Origin of the sequence: Thomasclavelia cocleata (assembly GCF_900102365.1) — a bacterium.
Lineage (GTDB): Bacteria > Bacillota_I > Bacilli_A > Erysipelotrichales > Coprobacillaceae > Thomasclavelia > Thomasclavelia cocleata.
This window is the reverse complement of record NZ_FOIN01000006.1, coordinates 72757-93446: the sequence shown is the minus strand read 5'-3', so window position 1 is coordinate 93446 and position 20690 is coordinate 72757. Positions and strand designations below refer to the sequence as shown.

General features: G+C 27.0%; 23 protein-coding genes and 1 other annotated feature. Of the genes, 4 read left to right on the top strand and 19 right to left on the bottom strand.

Annotated elements, in window-relative coordinates; genetic code table 11:
• Positions 1 to 77: 77 nt before the first annotated feature.
• The 9 genes from BMW96_RS04495 to BMW96_RS04460 form a co-directional block, all read right to left on the bottom strand.
• Positions 78 to 347 carry an HPr family phosphocarrier protein gene (locus tag BMW96_RS04495; RefSeq protein ID WP_092352932.1) on the bottom strand — a complete coding sequence of 90 codons (270 nt, stop codon included), beginning with the start codon at positions 345 to 347 and terminating at the stop codon, positions 78 to 80.
• Between the two features lie 74 nt (positions 348 to 421).
• Positions 422 to 946, bottom strand: coding sequence for a tRNA 5-(aminomethyl)-2-thiouridylate-methyltransferase MnmM (gene mnmM / locus BMW96_RS04490; RefSeq protein ID WP_092352931.1), 525 nt, complete (start codon positions 944 to 946; stop codon positions 422 to 424).
• 55 nt (positions 947 to 1001) lie between these two features.
• A complete protein-coding gene (gene bioD / locus BMW96_RS04485; RefSeq protein ID WP_092352930.1) occupies positions 1002 to 1655 on the bottom strand; it encodes a dethiobiotin synthase in 654 nt (217 codons plus the stop codon).
• Entirely contained in the window at positions 1652 to 2611 is a 960-nt protein-coding gene (bioB, locus tag BMW96_RS04480; RefSeq protein WP_092352928.1) for a biotin synthase BioB, read from the bottom strand. The genes bioD and bioB overlap by 4 nt, the downstream gene beginning before the upstream one ends.
• Positions 2605 to 3165: a biotin transporter BioY gene (locus BMW96_RS04475; protein WP_092352926.1), complete on the bottom strand. Its 561-nt coding sequence runs from the start codon at positions 3163 to 3165 to the stop codon at positions 2605 to 2607. The genes bioB and BMW96_RS04475 overlap by 7 nt, the downstream gene beginning before the upstream one ends.
• Positions 3152 to 4114 (bottom strand): biotin--[acetyl-CoA-carboxylase] ligase, encoded by a 963-nt coding sequence (locus tag BMW96_RS04470; RefSeq protein WP_092352924.1) that lies wholly within the window; start codon positions 4112 to 4114, stop codon positions 3152 to 3154. Before BMW96_RS04470 ends, BMW96_RS04475 begins: the two co-directional genes overlap by 14 nt.
• A gap of 114 nt (positions 4115 to 4228) precedes the next feature.
• The gene (locus BMW96_RS04465; protein WP_092352922.1) at positions 4229 to 4414 is read right to left on the bottom strand and encodes a hypothetical protein; all 186 of its coding nucleotides are present in this window, start codon (positions 4412 to 4414) and stop codon (positions 4229 to 4231) included.
• A gap of 54 nt (positions 4415 to 4468) precedes the next feature.
• The gene (locus BMW96_RS14055; RefSeq protein WP_157796091.1) at positions 4469 to 4642 is read right to left on the bottom strand and encodes a hypothetical protein; all 174 of its coding nucleotides are present in this window, start codon (positions 4640 to 4642) and stop codon (positions 4469 to 4471) included.
• Between the two features lie 425 nt (positions 4643 to 5067).
• The gene (locus BMW96_RS04460; RefSeq protein ID WP_092352920.1) at positions 5068 to 6390 is read right to left on the bottom strand and encodes an MATE family efflux transporter; all 1323 of its coding nucleotides are present in this window, start codon (positions 6388 to 6390) and stop codon (positions 5068 to 5070) included.
• Between the two features lie 270 nt (positions 6391 to 6660).
• On the opposite strand from BMW96_RS04460, the gene BMW96_RS04455 reads away from it, so the two are divergent.
• The 4 genes from BMW96_RS04455 to BMW96_RS04440 all read left to right on the top strand — a co-directional run bounded on the left by BMW96_RS04455 (position 6661) and on the right by BMW96_RS04440 (position 11161).
• The gene (locus tag BMW96_RS04455) at positions 6661 to 7002 is read left to right on the top strand and encodes a PadR family transcriptional regulator (protein WP_092352918.1); all 342 of its coding nucleotides are present in this window, start codon (positions 6661 to 6663) and stop codon (positions 7000 to 7002) included.
• Complete coding sequence (locus BMW96_RS04450) at positions 6995 to 7375, top strand: DUF6120 family protein (RefSeq protein WP_092352916.1); 381 nt, start codon at positions 6995 to 6997, stop codon at positions 7373 to 7375. Before BMW96_RS04455 ends, BMW96_RS04450 begins: the two co-directional genes overlap by 8 nt.
• A gap of 36 nt (positions 7376 to 7411) precedes the next feature.
• A complete protein-coding gene (locus BMW96_RS04445) occupies positions 7412 to 7873 on the top strand; it encodes a hypothetical protein (protein WP_092352914.1) in 462 nt (153 codons plus the stop codon).
• A 1842-nt stretch (positions 7874 to 9715) separates the two neighbouring features.
• Complete coding sequence (locus tag BMW96_RS04440) at positions 9716 to 11161, top strand: radical SAM protein (RefSeq protein ID WP_157796090.1); 1446 nt, start codon at positions 9716 to 9718, stop codon at positions 11159 to 11161.
• Positions 11162 to 11646: 485 nt separating this feature from the next.
• Here the strand turns inward: BMW96_RS04440 and BMW96_RS04435 are convergent, their stop codons facing one another.
• The 10 genes from BMW96_RS04435 to BMW96_RS04390 all read right to left on the bottom strand — a co-directional run bounded on the left by BMW96_RS04435 (position 11647) and on the right by BMW96_RS04390 (position 20516).
• The gene (locus BMW96_RS04435) at positions 11647 to 11877 is read right to left on the bottom strand and encodes a hypothetical protein (RefSeq protein WP_092352910.1); all 231 of its coding nucleotides are present in this window, start codon (positions 11875 to 11877) and stop codon (positions 11647 to 11649) included.
• 27 nt (positions 11878 to 11904) lie between these two features.
• Positions 11905 to 12390 carry a DNA-deoxyinosine glycosylase gene (locus BMW96_RS04430; protein ID WP_092352908.1) on the bottom strand — a complete coding sequence of 162 codons (486 nt, stop codon included), beginning with the start codon at positions 12388 to 12390 and terminating at the stop codon, positions 11905 to 11907.
• Positions 12391 to 12412: 22 nt separating this feature from the next.
• Positions 12413 to 13159, bottom strand: a complete 747-nt coding sequence (gene trpA, locus BMW96_RS04425; protein ID WP_092352906.1) for a tryptophan synthase subunit alpha — start codon at positions 13157 to 13159, stop codon at positions 12413 to 12415.
• Positions 13152 to 14336 carry a tryptophan synthase subunit beta gene (trpB, locus tag BMW96_RS04420; RefSeq protein ID WP_092352904.1) on the bottom strand — a complete coding sequence of 395 codons (1185 nt, stop codon included), beginning with the start codon at positions 14334 to 14336 and terminating at the stop codon, positions 13152 to 13154. Before trpB ends, trpA begins: the two co-directional genes overlap by 8 nt.
• Positions 14337 to 14435: 99 nt before the next feature.
• On the bottom strand, positions 14436 to 15236 hold the full coding sequence (gene trpC / locus BMW96_RS04415; protein WP_092352902.1) for an indole-3-glycerol phosphate synthase TrpC: 801 nt from the start codon (positions 15234 to 15236) through the stop codon (positions 14436 to 14438).
• A 122-nt stretch (positions 15237 to 15358) separates the two neighbouring features.
• Positions 15359 to 15593: a binding site (T-box leader), on the bottom strand.
• Between the two features lie 754 nt (positions 15594 to 16347).
• Positions 16348 to 17232, bottom strand: a complete 885-nt coding sequence (locus BMW96_RS04410; RefSeq protein WP_092352900.1) for a DMT family transporter — start codon at positions 17230 to 17232, stop codon at positions 16348 to 16350.
• Positions 17233 to 17357: 125 nt separating this feature from the next.
• Positions 17358 to 18632: a dicarboxylate/amino acid:cation symporter gene (locus tag BMW96_RS04405; RefSeq protein ID WP_092352898.1), complete on the bottom strand. Its 1275-nt coding sequence runs from the start codon at positions 18630 to 18632 to the stop codon at positions 17358 to 17360.
• Between the two features lies 1 nt (position 18633).
• Positions 18634 to 19473, bottom strand: a complete 840-nt coding sequence (gene rfbD, locus BMW96_RS04400) for a dTDP-4-dehydrorhamnose reductase (protein ID WP_092352896.1) — start codon at positions 19471 to 19473, stop codon at positions 18634 to 18636.
• Positions 19474 to 19595: 122 nt separating this feature from the next.
• Entirely contained in the window at positions 19596 to 20066 is a 471-nt protein-coding gene (locus BMW96_RS04395; RefSeq protein ID WP_092352894.1) for a hypothetical protein, read from the bottom strand.
• 81 nt (positions 20067 to 20147) lie between these two features.
• Positions 20148 to 20516, bottom strand: a complete 369-nt coding sequence (locus tag BMW96_RS04390) for a DUF3990 domain-containing protein (protein WP_244881256.1) — start codon at positions 20514 to 20516, stop codon at positions 20148 to 20150.
• Positions 20517 to 20690 lie beyond the last annotated feature (174 nt).

Sequence of the window (20690 nt, the reverse complement as noted above, 5' to 3'; positions counted from 1 at the left end):
TTAAATTCGTCTTTACTATATCATATTATCAAATAATAGGCAAAATAAAAGGGACAAAGTCCCAATTATTCGACAGTCTATTTAGTAATGTTTAATTCTTTCATTAATTCAGTTACCTTTTCGATAACTGCATCTTCATCTTCACCTTCAGCAATAATCTCAATATTTGCTTTAGTTGGAATTCCTAAAGAAAGAACCCCCATTAATGATTTCATGTTTACTGTCTTAGAAGCATAAACTAATTTAATATCACTGTTAAAAGCCTTCATTCGATCAACCAACTCAGTTGCTGGAGTAGCATAAAGACCAACGGGATCAATTACGGTAACATTGACTCTTTTTACCATAGTGCTTTCCTCCTTCTGTTATCTATATTATAACATTGTTACTTATTTAATGCATTATTAATGATAAACTTTAATTACCTTTTTTCAATCTCTACTACATATGGTGCATTCAATTTATTCATCATCTTGAACAACGCTACATTATAAACCATATGATCCAAACTACTAACATATTCATCAATTTTTAAACTTTCTTCTTTTCCTTCAAAATGACCGATATAAACAACAATAAAAAGATGTCCTTTTTCATTTAAATACTGTACTGCTTTTTTTATTGCCACTAAAGTTGTTGATACTTTAGTAGTGATAGTATGATCTCCTTGAGGTAAATAACCAAGATTAAAAATTCCTACATCAAAATTTTGAACATATTTATCAAAATTTTCATGACTATCTAATATCAATTCTACATTATTAATATCATTAAGTAACTTCTTCGTATTTTCTAGTGCTTTATCTTGAATATCAAAACTATATACCTTTTTAGCTAATCTACTCAACGTCAAAGTATCGTTCCCATTACCCATTGTAAAATCAATAGCAATATTATATTCTCTTTGTAAAAGTTCATTTTTTACATATTCAATCATTGTTTTCATATTTTCACCCTATTTTAATCTTAAATATTTCGATAATAATTTCATATTTAATTTATTAACTTATCTTTTTTATTTTATCACTATTTTTACCAAGATATCCTAATACCCGATATCCACTTAATTTTTCTATCATCCTTTGATTATCCCAATGAAGTATACTATCCTCCTCAAAATAATTCATAATAAAACCTAGAACTTCTAATCCTAAACTTTTTGCATATAAAGCAGTTAATACAGCACTATTAATACTTCCTAAACCAGATGACGTAACAATTATTAGTGGAAATTTTGCTAAATTCATAACATCACTAAGCATAATCATATTTTCATCATCTCGTAAAGGACAAATAATTCCTCCACTTCCTTCTATTATAACAATATCATGGTGCATAACCATATCATCTAAGTCTTTTTTGATTACATTCAAATCAACTAAACAATTTGATTTCTTAGCAGCTAAATGTGGTGCATAAGCATCTTCATATACAAAAGAAACTTTACTGTTTATTTCATCTAAATCAGCAAATTGACAAACAAAATCCTGATCACTTAAAATCATCTTTTCAGTTCCTTTTTCTACACCACTTAAAGCAGCTTTATAATATCCAACTTTATATCCATGTTGCTTTAATTCCTTTATAATTCTAGAAGTTACATATGTCTTACCAATATCTGTATCAGTTCCTGTTATAAATAGTCCTTTAATCATATTTTATTTACCTTAAACCCTAACATCTTAATCATCTTTTTATCTTCAGCAATTGTAATTCCTTGGGTTGTTAACATATCACCTGTAATTGCACCATTACCTCCACTTTTATAAACACCCATTCCTTTATCATTCAATAAACCTCTACCTCCAGCCATTCTTATTACTGCACTAGGATGAATAAACCTAAAGACAGCTATGATCCGTTCAATTTCTTCTTTTGCCAAAGGCTTATGGTCTTGTAATGGTGTTCCTAAAATAGGATTTAATATATTAATCGGAATAGAATTCACTTTTAGACTCTTAAGCTCAAAAGCCAAATCCAGACGATCATTCCAAGATTCACCCATTCCCATAATTCCACCACTACATATTTCTAATCCTGCCTGTTTAGCAGCTTTAATAGTTTTGATCTTTTGATCATAACTATGAGTTGTACAAATCTTTGTAAAATAGTTTCTTGAGGTTTCTAAATTATTGTGGTATCTTTTAACCCCTACTGCTTTTAGTTCATTAAATTGTTCTAAGTTTAATAAACCTAGTGAAGCGCATAAAGAAATCTTAACTCTATTATTAAGATATTGATATATTTCAATAATCTTTGAAAATTCTTCATCACTTAAATATCGACCTGAAGTAACAATTGAAAAACGTCCCACACCTTGATTAGCATTATAAACAGCTATATCCTCAATAATCTCCTTTTCAAGTAAATCATAAACTTTAATCTTTGTTTGATAATGAATTGATTGTCCACAATACTTACAATCCTCACTACATCTACCACTTTTACCATTTATAATTGAACATAAATCAAAATCATTACCACAAAAATATTCTCTAATTTGATTAGCTGCCTGTTTCAACTGCTGTAAATCAACATCAATTAAAAACTCTGCCTCTTTACGACTAATATCCTGACCAGCAATAATTTGCCTTACTATCTTTTCTAACATCCTAAGCCTCTTTTCTTAAATCGTACCCCTACGCCTATTGCAATCACACTTAGAAAAATATCACCTGGTAAATCAAGTGGAAAACATGATAATAAAACTAATTTCCATGAAATAGGTGTTCCAACATAATAATTCAAAATAAAATATTTGTAACTCAACCCAATAAAATATGTTGCTAATAAACCACAAAACACCGCAAATGTATATCTTTTTATAGGTGTCCAAGTTACTCTTTCACTTACTAAACCAGTTAAATATGCACCTACAATAAATCCAAGTAAATATCCAAAACTTGGTCTTAAAACATATGCCAATCCTCCACCAGAAGCAAATACTGGTAAACCAGCCAATCCAATAACCACATATAATAAAACAGCTAATCCCCCTAATTTAGATCCTAATAAAATTCCCGCTAATAAAACAAAGAAAAATTGTAATGTAAAATAATCCATATATGGAACTGGAATCTGAATAAAAGCACCAATCGTTATTAAAGCTGTAAAAAGTGAACAATAAATAATATTAGTTGTTGTAAACAATTTATTTTGTTTCATAAAATTCTCCAATAATACTAATTTCTCCTGAATTTAAAATCATTTCTTTTCCATCACTTTCAACAACTAAATTACCAAAATCATTGATATCTTTAACAATTCCCTTATATTTTTGTCCTTTTACATTAAATTCAATTTCTTTATCTAAAACACACGATAATCTCTTATATTCAGCTAAAACCAATTCAAAATCCTCATCAATAATAGAAAATAACTGTCTTAAAATTTCTGCAATAAACTGATTACGATTAGCATTATTTAATCCTAATGATGTTGCTCTATTTTGAAGTTCACTTGGAAACTCACTTGTAGAAACATTAATACCAATTCCAATAATAATTGCCTCAATCATTTCACTTTCAAAATCACTAATCACTTCAGTTAAAATCCCACAAATCTTTTTTCCTTGATAATACAAATCATTAACCCACTTTATATCTGTTTTCAAATTATATAATCTTTTAATTGCTCGATTTATTGCAACTGCACTTTGAATTGTAATAATTGTAGCATCATGAATATTTTTACAGCTTTTCAATAATACACTCATATAAATCCCTTTTTTAGCTGGTGAATAAAAACTACGACCAAAACGTCCTCTTCCAGCACTTTGCTGTTCTGCTATAATTACTGAATGATCTTTACCACCATCAACTGCTAATTTTTTCATCTGGGTATTTGTAGAATCTAAACACTTATATGTATAAATATCTATATCTTCATCTAAATAACAAGCAATTCCTTGACTCGATAAAATATCATTATTTCCTAATAGTATATACCCTTTATTTGGTGTCCCATCAATATTATAACCTTCCTCTTTTAAAACTTTGATTGCTTTCCAAACTGCTGCTCTAGTAACATTTAAACTATCAGCTATTACTTGTCCTGAAATAGGAGTATCTCTATTTTTTTCTAATAAACTTATAATTTCATTTTTAACACTCATTCTCTCACCTCTTTTTAAGCATAACAAAAACCTCACATATTGTAAACTTATTTTTAATATAAGTTTACAATATGTGTATAAAATATAACCCATTATGGGTTATATCCAAAATAATTATCCTTTTTTATGATTAAAATATACCATAATTAACGAAACCTGAATTGATAAAGTTAAAAAACACATAATCATACTCATCCAGCCATCCAAAGAATGAGTCTCTATAAAAGGAAACATTAAAATTCCAAATACACATATAAAATATATGATAGTACCAATTATTGCAAATATATATTTTAACACCTTTTTTTCTCCCTAACCTTATAGTTTTAAAAATTATTTTTAAACACAACCTATTCATTTTATTTTATTATCAAAATATATTGCAATTATTGATATCTGAATAGACAATGCCAAAGCACAAGCTAACAATTCAAATCCACCACTCTTCATAAATGGAATCATTAATATAGCAAATACTGATAAAAAACCTATTATTGTTACAAATACTGCTACTATATATTTAAACATAAATTTTCCCCTCTTCCTCCATATTAAACTATTTTTTCTAAAATTATCCTTAATTATCTAAATTAAAACATCTATATTTATAAGTATTTAATAACCACGATATACCTTTCTTCCCTCCTAACCTATCAAATTAATCATTAAATAACTTTTAAATCTACGTTATAGTTTTTTGTCAATAAATCTTTTTACACTAATATTGTATATCATAAAAACAAGGATATCAACAATTATATACTATAATCATAAAGGTATTATTTGTTACATAATATATTAACAACATGTATAAAGAAAATGATTAGAATAACCAAAAATACATATTTTAAATTTTATTATAATTATGGAAATTATTTAAAAGAGTAGCAAATATTATAAAAAACTAATTATATCTAAATTTACATAAAATAAAAAGAAAGATTATATTAGGCTTATAGCCAATCTTCCTTTTTAATTCCATAAACAATACCAATAAAATCCGCTAGAAACCATCCAATTGGTATCGACCACCAGATTGCAGTTGTTGCAAATACTGGTGCTAATAAATAAGCTAGTAAAACTCTAGTTCCTAATGAAACTACTGTTAAAACTACTGAAATTCCTGGTTTACCAATACCACGATAATATCCATATAGTAAAAATAAACATCCAATCCCTAAATAACAAACCCCTTCAATTTGAAGATATTCAACTCCTTGTCTAATAATTTCATGTTTAGAGGGATCAATAAATATCATCATTAATTTATCTGCAAAAATAAAAACTAAACAAGAAATAATTAAACAAAAGATTGTTGCTGCTTTAATAGCTGCCTTTAATCCTTCTTTAATCCTTGATTCCAAAGCAGCCCCTTTATTTTGAGCAATAAAGGTTGCAAAAGCATTACCAAAATCTTGAACAGGCATATAAGCAAAAGAATCAATTTTTACAGCTGCTGCAAACGCTGACATTGTAATTATTCCAAAACTATTAACCAATCCTTGAATTAGTAAGATACCAAAATTCATCACTGATTGCTGGATACATGTTAAAAGTGAATAATCTTTAATCTTCTTAAAGATCTCTTTATCAAAATAATAATGTTGTCTTTGTGGTAAAAGTTCCTTTTTAAAAACAAGTACATAGATCATGATTCCTAAAGCACTAAAAATTTGAGCAATTAATGTAGCTAATGCAGCTCCTGACACCCCCATATTTAAACTAACAATAAAAAATATATCTAAAACAATATTAATTATTGAAGCAATTGCTAAAAAAATTAAAGGAATCTTAGAATTCCCTAGAGATCTTAATAATGACGCAAAATAATTATAAATAAATGTAAAAAATATCCCAATAAATATAATAATTAAATAATCATAAGTAATTTGATAAACATCTGTAGGAATATTCATAAATACTAATATTGGATTAATTGCTACAATACATATTCCTTCTAACAAGATCGAAATAATACCTACTCCTATAAAAGAAACAAAAAATGATACTTTCATCTTATCTATTTCTTTTGCACCATATAACATCGAAAATAAAATTCCACTCCCCATGCATAATCCTAAAATTATTGATGTTAAAAAAGTCATCAGTGTAAATGACGAACCAACTGCTGCTAAAGCCTCAGAGCCTAGATATTTTCCAACTATAAATGTATCTGCAACATTATATAACTGTTGTAAAAGATTTCCTAAAATCATTGGTAGTGAAAATAATAATAAAGATTTAGTAATTTTCCCCTCTGTAAGTTTTGTTTCCACTTTTCTACCTCCCTTTGATATATCATATCCATAGTAATATTTAAAGTCAATCTTATATCCCTTAATCTTTATTTATTATCATTAAACTGATACTAATTAAAACAATTTCTCCACCATGATGATATTAACTATGATTTCCACTATCAAAAAATAATCTTATACAATTATAAAATATAGTATAAATATCATTTTATAGTAAAAATACTATTATAAGTATTGTAATTGATTAAAGTGTATAATAATATATATTATTATAGATAGGTGATGAAAATGGCAAAAGCAAATACTTTTTTTAATTTTGATATGCTTGTTTTAAGTATTCTTAATTCTAAAGATTGTTATGGATATGAAATTGTTAAAATGATTAAAGAAATTTCACATGGTGCTTTGGATATAAAAGAAGGAACATTATATCCTGTTGTTCATACATTATTAAAAAAAGGATACATAAGCAGCTATGATATTATAGTAAGAAAAAGAATTAGGGTTTATTATAAATTAGAAGCATCAGGTAAAGACTATTTAATATCTGTTAGAGAAGAATTCAAAAAGAACATCCAAGGTGTTTTTGATATTTTGGAGTATGGCGAAGGGGAGAGAGTAGATGAATAGTGATATAAAAAAATACATAAACGAGATCAAGAAAATCATTCCAATTAATTCAAAAGACAAAAAAGATTTTTTGAAAATGATGGAACAAAGAATTTTGGAATCTTCAAATTTAGAAAATAAGTGTGATTATGATAATATTGTAAAAGAATTTGGCAAACCAAATGAAGTAGCAGCTTCATATATTGAAGAAATTGATACTGATACAATTTTAAAAATATTAAAAAGAAAACAATATATAAAGTGGTTAATATCTATTTTGATCATTGCTATTATCTTGATCAGTATTTTTAAAATATATCGACTAAATCAGCTTTATGAAATAGCAAAAAATGAGTTGGATTTGCGTGAAGAATTAGAAATTATTGAAGAATAAAAATTATCAAAAATAAAATATGTGGGGAAAATAAAAATGAAAAAAATTTTAACTAGTTTATTATTAATGTTAGTAATCTTTAGTCCTATTGAAATTTGTGGGTTAGATTCTAATACCAGTGAGAGCATATATTATAAATATTTAGAAGATGGTTCATATTACGAAATTACAATTTCGGAAAACACTATGACAAGAGCAAGCAGTACAAAAACTGCAACTAAAAGAGCTAAATATGTTAATAGTTCAAATGTAACAGTATGGGAAGTAAGTGTTACTGGGACTTTTACTTATAATGGTACATCATCTACATGTACAGCTTCTAGTGTAGCTGCTAAAAGTTATTCTACGAATTGGAAAATTACAAGTCAAAGTGCTTCTAAATCAGAAAATAAAGCTATTGCAAAAGCTACTGCAAAATATTATTATGACGGTAGTTTAGTTACAACTGCCAACAAAACTGTTACTCTTACTTGTGATAAAAATGGGAATTTATCATAAAAGAAAAATATATGATAAAGGTTTTATTATAACTACAAATCTCAAAAGCATTATAAAACCAATTATCATATAAAAAGAATAATACTCATTTTATGTTATATTAATAAATATATTGGTTCTTTCAAGTAATTATAATGTTTTCAAAAAATATTTTTAAAAAATTGGTTTGCATAAAAAATATTATCATAATATTGTTGTATAAGGATAATTAATTAAATCTTAATAAATTATCCTTTTTAATATTAAAAAATATAACTACTATTTTTTAGTAATCTAAAATATTTTGATCACACAATAGATTCAAAATTTATCTTGGTTTGAGATATTTTATATGACTAATCAAATGATTTAGGTACTACCTTTGATTAGTGAAAAAATCAGGAACTGTTTATAAAGTTCTTTTTTTGTACTAAGTAATACATCTTTTATTATAGCTATATTTTATTTCTTATGTCTATACATCTCTTGTTTTGATTTTAGAGTAACTAATATAATTTTGTTTTTCTATTCGATTATTCTAATTCTTACAACATCAAAATTATTCAGTTCTCTATAGTTTCTTTTATCGTCCTATTATCCCTCTATAAATCGGTTTAATAATCATTCTATATTAACCTCATAATCTTTAGTACATATACAATCAACAAAACGATGTCATTAAAAAAATTATGATTTAGAGAGAAAACATAAAAATTCTAATGGCAGCTTAGCTTTATAGTATTAGTTAATAGCCTCTTATTACATATTTCTCAACTACTATATCCTCTATATATCATCATCCAAAAAAATTCATGTTTAAAATTGTCTAACATGTAATAAAAACTATTACAAATAATTAGCTAATTGAAAAAAGTATCATACTTATAATTTAAAATATTATAAGCAGCAAAAGTTTCAGTTACTTCTATGTATTCGTCGGTATAATTTTTATTCAATCTTCTAATTTCTCATCTATATTTCAGCTCTAATCTAAATAATTTAAGCCTTTTTCTATATTTCTCTAATAAGATTAAAAACCTTCTTCTATCTCCATATTATTTCAATATATTATCTAAACAGAAAGTGCATATATATAGAAAAATCATTATATTTCAAATGGAGTATTGAACCACCCAACTAATTTCTAGTATTTTATCAAATACAAACAGATATGCTTCAATAATTTATTTCACCTTTTTCTAAAAATATTTTTTCATTAACTACACCCCGCTATAATAATGAATAAAAAAGTATAATGTAAAAAATATAATTTATTACAAATATAAACATATTACTATTATAAAAATAGTATATTTATTGACAAATTATTATTATATAACTATAATTTAAGTATATAAGAGATTAAAAATATAAAAATACTAGATAAATAATAATAAAATTTATTAAATCAGAAATATGAATTATATAGTAATTAAAAGCTATTCAATAATCAATTTGATAAGTTAGGAGGATAGATTTTATATCATGATTGCAAAACAATAATCTATATTGTTTCATTAGAAAAACTTTTAAAAATAATTAGAAAATATATTATGGAATGGCGTAGAATTTTTTTAAGATAATCATAAACATAATAAACAATTATTTCCGTAAATATTATAGTAAAAATTAATTATTTTACTTGTAAACCAAAAATTCTTTATAAATTCATATGTCTTACTTTATCAACTTATTACACCCTAACAAGCCGTTTCTGATACTAAAAATTTTCACCTAATTCTAAAAACTAACTATTTATATATCTGCATTTATTTAAAATATGATTTTTATTATTATATTATCAAAAAAAGATTTTATATTAAGTGTAAAAAATATCTCATTTAAATGAAAGTGAGTGATAAAATGAATTTATCTAATTTAGGTATTACATTTTCAACATCTAATTCTAAATATTTTTATGATACTAAAACTGAAAAAGTATTTAAATGTGAACCAGCACAATATAATATTTTAAACGATATATTAAATGGTATAGAAGTTTATGATAAATATTCAGATGAAGAAATAGAAAAAATTAAAACAATAATTGAAAACTCAAAAATATTATCTAATGAAGATGAACTTCAGTTTTATGATGGATATAAAGAACTTATTAAACATTCGACTGAAATGATTAATCAGGTAGTATTTGAATTAACAGAAAACTGTAATTTTAGATGTAAATATTGTATTTACAATGAACAAAGTGATTTTTTTAGAAACTTTTCTGCCAAAAATATGGATGTAGAAACTATAAAAAAAGCTTTAGACTATATATTACCTTTAGCTAAAGGTAAATTAGTTATAGGATTTTATGGTGGTGAACCTTTAGTTCGATTTGATCTAATAGAAGAAACTGTAAATTATATAAATATACATAAACCCAAAGATTTGAAAATTAGTTATGCATTAACAACTAACTTATCTTTGATGACTAGAGAAAGAGCTAAATTTTTTGCTAATCTAGAAGATTGTGCTATTACTTGTAGTATTGATGGCCCTAAAATTATCCATGATAATTTTAGAGTTTCTACCAACAATGAAGGTACATTTGACAAGACAATAGAGGGATTACATAATTTAGTAGATGCCTTTGGAGAAAGAGCTAAAAGATGTTTATCAATTTATACTGTGATTTGTCCACCATATACAGATGAAAGATTACAAGCAATTTATGATTTCTTTACAGGATTAGAGTGGCTGCCAAAAGAAGTGAATTGTGAAAATACAAAAGTAAAACCTGGAACATACGAGATTGAAGATAATACTAAAAACTCTAATAAATTATTATCAGAACCAATAAAAGATTTCTTTTTAAGAAAAGCTTTAGAAACTGATGATCCATTTGATTATGCAGTTCAAGCTATAAGAAGAATAATCATAAAAGTCAATAATCGTAGAGTTAGCCAAATACCTGATTGTATAATTTCTATGAATGGTTGTTGTATACCAGGACAAAAAAGAATTTATATCACAACCGATGGTGAATTTAAAGTTTGTGAAAAAATTGGTTATTCACCATCAATTGGTAATATTGAAACAGGTTTTAATAAAGACGAACTAATAAAACATTATTATTATGACTATATAGAACAATCTAAAAATGATTGTACTCATTGTTGGGCTTCAAAATTATGTCCACTATGTTTTTCAAATTGTTATGATGAAAATGGATTCAATTTAACAACCAAGAGAAATGATTGTACTAGGGCAAAGAATTTTGTAAAAGATTGTTTAATAATTTATCATGAATTATTAGAAAAAAATCCTGAATTACTTGTGGACATTATCAACTCAACTGATGTTTGATTTGATTTGTTAATAAAAAAGAAAGGAGATTAGAATCATGAAAGAAGTTAAAGTTATTGTTGAAAGTAAAAAACAACAAACTATTGCTGAAGGATCTTGCTCATGTCCTTTTACTTCTCAAACTGTAATGTTTTTTACATTTTAGTTGAGAAAAAAAGATTACTCTAAAAATGTCATTAAGTTAAAATGACATAAGAATTACCAGAAGCAGAATAAAATGATATTTATCTGCTTCTAGCTTTATTTGTAATTTAAAGTAGTCTATGTTCCTCGAATTTTAATTATTAATTAAAACTAAGTAACTTTTATCCAATATTATTAAGTTAAAAAATTCAACTTAATAACACAAAATTTTCTATATTAAAGATGATGATTACATTTTCTCTATTATTTGTAATCATCTTTTATTTTTATTGAGTGTCTAAAAAAAGAGACTAATCAGATTATCACTTTAAAAAGTTATTTTCTTGAAGTCTCTTTTTATTTTATTTAATTTTTTTACCAAACTGATTCATGATCATTTCAACCTCTACCTTATCTTCATCTTGAATCAAGTCAAGCATTTCAATCTCAAATAATTGCAAATATTCTTGATTAAAAGTTCCAGCCTCTTGTCTTGTAAAACTTTCATTTAATAAAACTTTAGCTTTTTCTTCATTGCCAGCTCGAACTCTTTTTAATATATAATCATAAAACTGTTTTTGTCCTGAATTCATGTAACATCACCCCATAGTATTATTACCTTAGTCATCAATTTTAATAACATTCCAATAATTAATCAATTTATCTAATGAATATGTAGCATTTGCAGGTGAAGATGAGGGCAACTTAGTTACAGGTAAACTAATTTTATTATCAAAATATTGATGATATAATTTATCTGCTAAATTTCCATTCGTATAAATATGAGTTATTTTACTTTCATTAATTATTTTTTCTAAATCATTAATTGTTATATTTTTTATACTGCTGTCACTTGAACCAGTTATTTCACAACTGGCTATTACATCCCACACAGCAATTTTATGTTCTAATAAAAACTGTTTCTTTTCTATAATAGTTTCTAATGGTTGATAATTATAAAGATTTGATAATATTTTCCAAAAACGGTTCTGGGGATGATGATAGAAGAAATTACCTGCTCTTGATTTTACAGAAGGAAATGATCCTAAAATTAATATTCTTGAATCTTGATTATAAACTGGTTCAATTAAATGATATTCTCTCATATTTCCTCCTAAACACCATTAGTTACATAACCTCTGTTAATGATTTTACATGATCATATAATGGTTTATTTGCTTTTTCACCATATTCTTTTATTATATTAACAATTGCACTTCCAACAATCATTCCATCAGCAAAATTTGAAAAATATTTAATTTGTTCTTGATCATTAATTTCAAAATCAGTAACAACTGGTAGATCAGTTATTGTTTTAATTTCTTTAACAGTACTTGCAACTGTCTCAATTGTATCCATTGAAGAAACCAGATAAATAAATCCTTTTGCCCTTTTAGTAATCTCTAAAATTCTTTCTTTAGATGTTGGAGCAATTATTGAAATTAAATCAACATCATATTTATAACAAATATCACTAACTTCCTTACTTTCTTCAAATGGACAGTCAGGAATAATAATTCCATCAACACCTGCTTCTTGACATTTTTTAAAGAATTTATCATAGCCATAATGAAAAACTGGATTTAAATACGTCATTAAACATATTGGAATATCTGAAGTTTTTCTAACTTCTTTTACAATTTGAAAAACCTTATCAGTAGTCATATTTTTTGATAAAGCTCTAATATTTGCTTCTTGAACAACTACTCCTTCAGCTATTGGATCACTAAATGGTATTCCTATTTGAATTAAAGAAGCACCTGCTTTTTCTAATTCTAAAATATATTCTACTGTTTTTTCAAGGTAAGGATCTCCTGCTACCAAAAAACCAATAAAAGCCTTTTTATTTTTAAAAGCATTTTCAATTCTACTCATGAATATCTACCCCCCGATATCTTGCAATTGCTGCCACATCTTTATCTCCACGTCCTGATAAACAAATAATTACAATATCATCTTTTGCCATCGTTGGTACGATCTTTTGAGCATAAGCTATTGCATGAGCACTTTCAATGGCACAAATAATTCCTTCTGTTCGTGCTAAATATTCAAATGCAGCTACTGCTTCATCATCAGTTATGGCAACATATTTAGCCCTACCAAGATCATGTAAGTGAGCATGTTCAGGACCAACTCCAGGATAATCTAAACCAGCAGAAATAGAATAAACAGGTGCAATCTGTCCATTTTCATCTTGGCAGAAATATGATTTCATCCCATGAAATACTCCTAATGTTCCTATATTAATCGTTGCTGCTGTTAAAGCTGTATCAACACCTTTTCCAGCTGCTTCACAGCCAATTAATTGAACTTCAGGATCATTGATAAAATTGTAGAACATTCCCATTGCATTACTTCCACCACCAACACAAGCCATAACTGCTGTTGGTAATCTTCCTTCATATTCTAAAATCTGTTCTTTAGCTTCTTTGGAGATAACACTTTGGAAATCACGAACAATCATTGGAAAAGGATGTGGTCCCATAACTGAACCTAATACATATAAAGTATCACCAATCCGTTTTGTCCATTCTCTCATCGCCTCATTAACTGCATCTTTGAGCGTCATTGTACCACTAGTTACACTATGAACCTTAGCTCCTAAAAGCTCCATTCGATAAACATTTAAAGCTTGCCTTTCAGTATCTTCTTTCCCCATAAAGATTTCACATTCAAGACCTAGAAGAGCTGCTGCTGTTGCTGTTGCTACCCCATGTTGACCTGCGCCAGTTTCAGCAATAACTCTAGTTTTCCCCATCTTTTTAGCCATCAATACCTGCCCTAGTACATTATTAATTTTATGTGAGCCTGTATGATTTAAATCCTCACGCTTTAAATAGACTTTAGCACCTCCTAAATCTTCAGTCATTTTTTTAGCATAATATAAAATTGAAGGTCTACCAGCGTATTCTTTCAATAATTTATCAAGTTCCTGATTAAATTCAGGATCATTTTTATAGAATTCATATGCTTTTTCAATATTATGAATTTCATTCATTAATACTTCGGGAATATATTGCCCCCCATGTATTCCATATCTACCTGTCGCCATTTTTAACTCTCCTTATATTTTTATAATTTTATTAGTCTCTACCCCACTACTAATATTTATTTAATTACTTTTTAATCATTTTAAAAGAAATCACATATCTTAATTTTCACTCTCTAACTCTCTTAATCCTTTTAAAATTTCAAAAGTTTTACGTTTATTATGCGAACGCATCAAAGTCTCTCCAATTAAAACACCATCAACTCTATTTTCTTCTAAAAGCTTAATATCTTGATATGTTTTAATTCCACCTTCAGATACAAAAATCACATCATCTGGTACCATTGAACGTAACTCAATACTATTATTTAAATCTACTTCAAAATTTCTCAAATCACAGTTATTAACTCCAATAATTTTTGCTCCTACTCGTAAAGCTTTTTTTACCTGCATTGAACTATGAGCTTCAACCAAAGCACTCATTCCTAAACGCTCTGCTAAATTTAAACAACGCATTAAAGTTATCTCATCTAATACACTACAGATTAATAATACAGCATCAGCACCTAACAATTTAGCCTCATAAATCATATATTCATCAACTACAAAATCATTTCTTAATATTGGAATTTTAACAACTTTTGCTATTTCCGCAAGAAAATCATCGTCTCCTTTAAAAAAATCCGGCTCTGTTACAACTGAAATAGCAGCTGCTCCAATTTCTTCATATTCTTTAGCAATTGTTTTATAATCAAAATTTTGTGTAATTACTCCCTTTGAAGGTGTAGCTTTTTTTACTTCCATAATATATGACAATCCTGATCTACGTAAAGCTTTCTCGAATGGATAATCATTATTTATTGGTTTATCAAAAGCTAATTTAGCTAGCTTATCAATTGAATGTCTCTTTTTATTTTCTGCTACCCTTTCCTTTGTTCTCTCTACAATATCATCAATAATCATTTTAATAACTCCTTTATCCTTTGATTTTCTCAATATTTAACAATATATCAGTTACATAATCCAATATTTGTTGATATAAAACACTTTGCTAATAAAAAACCGTCCCGACAGAAAAGAATTCTGTCAAGGACGGATATATTTCCGCGGTGCCACCTTGTTTCACGATATACTCGTGCCCTTAGTAGATGCTATCACATCTATGACTACTTACGTAAGCCTAACGTCAAAGAATACTCAGCATATGCTTTTCACTTTGCCCTCCGTGGTCCATTTAATAGGCTGCGTTCTGCTTGTTTCCACCATCCAAGCTCTCTGTAAGTGCACGATCTATTTTTATCTCCACTTCATCAGTTTTCTTGTAAAAATCATATAACTATTTTTTATCACTGTCAATAAATTTCTAGTTATTTTTTAATGTTTTTATTTTAATACATTACGATAATTTTCAAATTATCATGATTAAATCAATAAAATTCTCAAATCAATATTAATAATACAATAAAAAAACAGTTGTTTAAAAGAATCTAAAATAATTTTTAGATTCTAACTTAACACAAAAATAGTGCATATATTACTATTCACAGTCAAAATAAAAAATGCCCTAATTAATAATAATCTCTCATTAGATAAGGTACAACCTCAAATCAAAAAACAATTAAAAAAATAAATAATTTTTTAGTAACAATTCCTCATTAGATAAGGTACAACAACTGTATTTACTAACTGTTTCTTATATTCTACTACAAATTCACCTATTTTTAAACATTTTATGTGTATTTTTGCGGTCAATCTCAAAATTAACGATTTGCCTATAACTGTTATGTATCATAGTGTTTAAGCATTTGTTTATATTTTAGTAAATACGTTAAAAAGATTGACTGCATTTTATGCTATTTTATCTTATCTTTTAACAAATTTACCATTATAAAATTGCTTAAACCTATTGATACGTATAGGGTTTAGATTGACCGCAAAATATTACAAATATACAAGGTTATTTAAACGTGCATTATATAGATTAAATCTATATATTAATTATTCATCTAGCAAAAACTTTTAATAAAAGTTTATCTCATTTTGTTATTAATGATTAGATATATGTAATAAGTACTTATCCTTTATCTCTAAAATCTTGTGATAGAAATAACCCAATTAAAGTTAATATAGTTCCAATAAAAGACATCAGTGTAATTTGTTCATTTAAAATAATAAGTGATGTTACTACAGTAACAACAGGAACGATATAAATATAAATACTTGTCTTCACTGCTCCTAATATTTTTACTGCTACATTCCATGTTACAAAACATAGCGCTGAAGCTCCAAGTCCTAAAAAAATAATATTTCCTAAATAAACAGGATTAGTAAAACGATTTAAGTTTAATTCAAAATCAAAGGGAACTAAAGCTATCAACATAAAAGCTATTCCATATATAAAGATTCTTCTTGTTACTTGAATTGTATTGTAACCATACTCACTAATCTTTTTTGTTAAGACAGAATAAATTGCCCAAACTAAAGCTGCTAATAACGCCAAAACATCACCTATCGGATTTAATTTGAAATTACTAGTACCATTAAAACTTATTAATGCAATTCCTATCATTGCAGCAATAAAACCAATTATAAAATTTGATTTTAAAGATTTTTCTTTTAATACAAAATCAGATAGAATCGCAGTAAAAAAAGGAGCAATCGAAATAATAACTCCAATATTTGAAGCCATTGAATATGTTAAAGCAATATTTTCCAACAAAAAATATAAAGTTACTCCACATAATCCTGCTAATGCAAAAGTTATTTCTTGATCTTTTGTTGTCTTTTTCAATCTTTTAGGATAAATAATCACTAAAGCTATTAAGCCAATTAAAAACCGAAAGAAAAGTATATCAATAGGTTTAAAATCAACAAGCAGTATCTTTGTTGAAATAAAAGTTGTTCCCCAAATAAAAATCGTTAAAAGTGCTGCTATATGTCCAAATAAATATTTACTCATAAACTTCCCCTTTATAATTATTATTTTCAACAAGATAATTTTACCTGATTTACAATAACATCAAAAGTAAAATTAGTTTAAGTTTAAAATTATAAAAAATGATTTTAGATTTATATTCTCTAAAATCACTTACTATTAATAAATACATCCCTATTGATTGCTTTATTTTGATGAGCCACAATAGTTGTACAAACTGCATCACCAGTTATATTTACTGCAGTTCTTGTCATATCCAAAATTCGATCAATTCCCATGATCATTCCAATTGCCTCAACTGGAAGTCCTACTGAATTAAATACCATTGTTAAAGTTACCAGTCCAACACTAGGAATTCCTGCTGTACCAATTGAAGCTAATGTAGCAGTACCAATAACTGTAATATAATCTGTAATATCTAAATTAATCCCAAAAGCCTGGGCTGCAAAAACAACTGCTACCCCTTGCATAATTGCAGTACCATCCATATTAATAGTTGCCCCTAAAGGAATTGTAAAAGATGAAATACGTTTTGATACTCCCATCTTTTTAGCTAATGTATCAATTGATAAGGGAATCGTAGCATTTGATGTTGCAGTTGAAAAGGCAAAAGCCATAACAGGAAAAAAGTTTTTAATAAATTTGATTGGATTTAAACCTGTAAATAACTTTAATAAACCTAAATATACAAATAAACATTGAATTGCTAGAGCTAATAAAACCCCCATCATATATTTTCCAAGTGGTAAAAAGGCACTAAATCCAATTCCCGCAAAGGTTCTAGCAATTAGACAAAATACCCCAATTGGAGCAATCGCCATAATCATCATAGTCATTTCCATCATAATATCATTAAACTGACTAAAGAAATTTCCTACTGTTTCTGTTTTTTCACCTAGTTTAGCTAAAATTACCCCTACTAATAAAGCAAAAACAATGATTTGAAGCATATTTCCACTAGCTAATGAATTAATTGGATTATCAGGAATAATATTTAAAATTGTTTCTGTTAATGTTGTTGCTTCAGTACTACCAACATTTGTCACATTAGATTGAATTGCGGACATATCCAATCCAGTTCCAGGATTAATTAAATTTCCCACCAATAAAGCAACTGTTATAGCTAAAGCTGTAGTAAAAAGATAAAATAAAATCGTTCTAACCCCTACAGAGCCTAATTTCTTTGTATCTCCAATTGCCATACTTCCACAAACCAAGGAACAAAAAACTAATGGAACAACGAGCATTTTCATTAATTTTATAAAACCTTGTCCAATAACATAAAGAATACCTTCAATAATTATATCATCTTTAATTGAACTAGCTGGAAGACTATATAAAACAATTCCTAAAATTGCTCCTAATAATAAAGCAATAAATATTTTTGTTGTTAAACCTATCTTCTTTTCTTTTTTTAATGACATTCTAGCCCTCCTTTATTTCCTTTAAATATTCATCTAATGACTCTTTCCAATCAGGCATTTCATATTCATTTACTAAACGTAAAATAAAATTATCTAAAACAGCATATGCTGGTCTAATCATTTCATCTGTACTGCTACAAATATCATTTAATTCTATTAAACTACCCGTTTTTTCCTTAATTGCCTGAGCAAATTCATAACGGCTACAAACTCCTTTACAAGTTATATGATATGTACCATATTCACTAGTCGAAATTAAATATAAAATTGCTCGAGCTAAATCTTTAGCACTAGTTGGTGATCCTAATTGATTACTAGATACATCAAAAATTTTCTCTTTGCAATTCAATAACTCATTAACAAAATTATTACCATTTTTACCATAAACCCAATTACTACGAATAATAAAATGTTTATGTGTAAATTCTTTTACATAATCCTCACCAGCTTTTTTTGAACAACCATAAACTGTTTTAGGATTTGGATGATCAAATTCATTATATGGTTGATCATTTGTACCATCAAATATATCATCTGTAGATATTTGGACAACTTTAGCTCCAATTTTACGGGCCACGATACATAAATTACGTGGTCCTAATGCATTTACTCTAAAAGCCTGATCTTTATCATTAGCACATTCTTTAATATCAGTAATAGCTGCACAATTAATGATTACATCAGGACGATTAATTTCTCCAAAACGAATAACCTCATTTGTATCAGCTATATCTATTTCATCTTTATCTGTATTAAGTATTTCTATATCTAATGGTTCAATCAATTCATTTAATGCTGTACCAATCTGGCCATTTGAACCAGTAATCCATATTTTTAGCATCTCATTTTCCTCCTCACAATAAAAGCGTTGAATTATCAACGCCAACAAAAGTCATTATAACAATTAACCAAAATACTGTCAAATCAACTCACAATAATATTATAATCGTTAAATTTTTTTAATTAAAACTCTCCATTTTTATATGCTCTAGCAATAACATAAGATGGTTCATAAAATGCTCCATTATTATAATCATCAATGACTTCACATATCTCATCGTTATAAACACGCACAATGCCTTTTACATAATCCTCATTCAACAATGCAGTATCTACAATTAATTTTGAATAAACTTTGCCCATATCTAATGGTGTTGGAATAATTGAACATAATTCTGAATCAACATCTATGATATTAAAATCGCCACTAACTAATTTATATTCTTCTATCCAATCTTCTTCTACCTGCTTAGGGTTTTCACTGTGTAATACATTTGCGACACTTAATAAGTGATATAAGTTATCAAAACCTATTGTGTTTACTACATATTCATTTTTTTGATGTATTCTACGTGCTACACATTCTATCATATAACAAACAAAGAAAAGATCATTATCTACTATTTCTTCATCTTCAAAGTATTTGTTTTTCATAATGAGTAACTCCCTTCAAATTTGATTTGATTCAAAGCATTTTCAGTACAAAAAACAATTTGATGGGTTGGATATTTAAATTTAACTAAGTTCCCAAAAAGCACCTCTAGAAATATTGTCTCTAGCAAAATCATCCACATAATTCCAAATCGTATCATCAGCCATTGGCCCTTCTACTATATCATAATCATGTTTAATACCCCTTCTACAGTCAACAACAAAATCTAACCACTTATCAGTCATTTCATTAAATTCAAGCATATTAAGAGAATGTTCTTCATTATAATCATAAATATTAACTACATGTTTCTTACGCTTTGCTAGTGCCCAACGTTTAGCTTGTTTCTCTAGATTTGTACAATAAAATCCATAACCAAAATCTTTATAATTCCCATCTGTAATGATTTCTGGTCTTTCAACCATAACACTACTTTCGTGATAAAGTTTCATTTACAATCCCCCTTTGCATATACATATATTATTTTTATATTTACCTTATCAATTTCAAAACTTTTTACAATAGACATAATCAGTCATCAAACAAGACGAATATTCTTTTAAAGACAATTCTTTAATAGTTAATGTCTTTCTTACATATTTTCACCCACATAATAATCAGCAAAA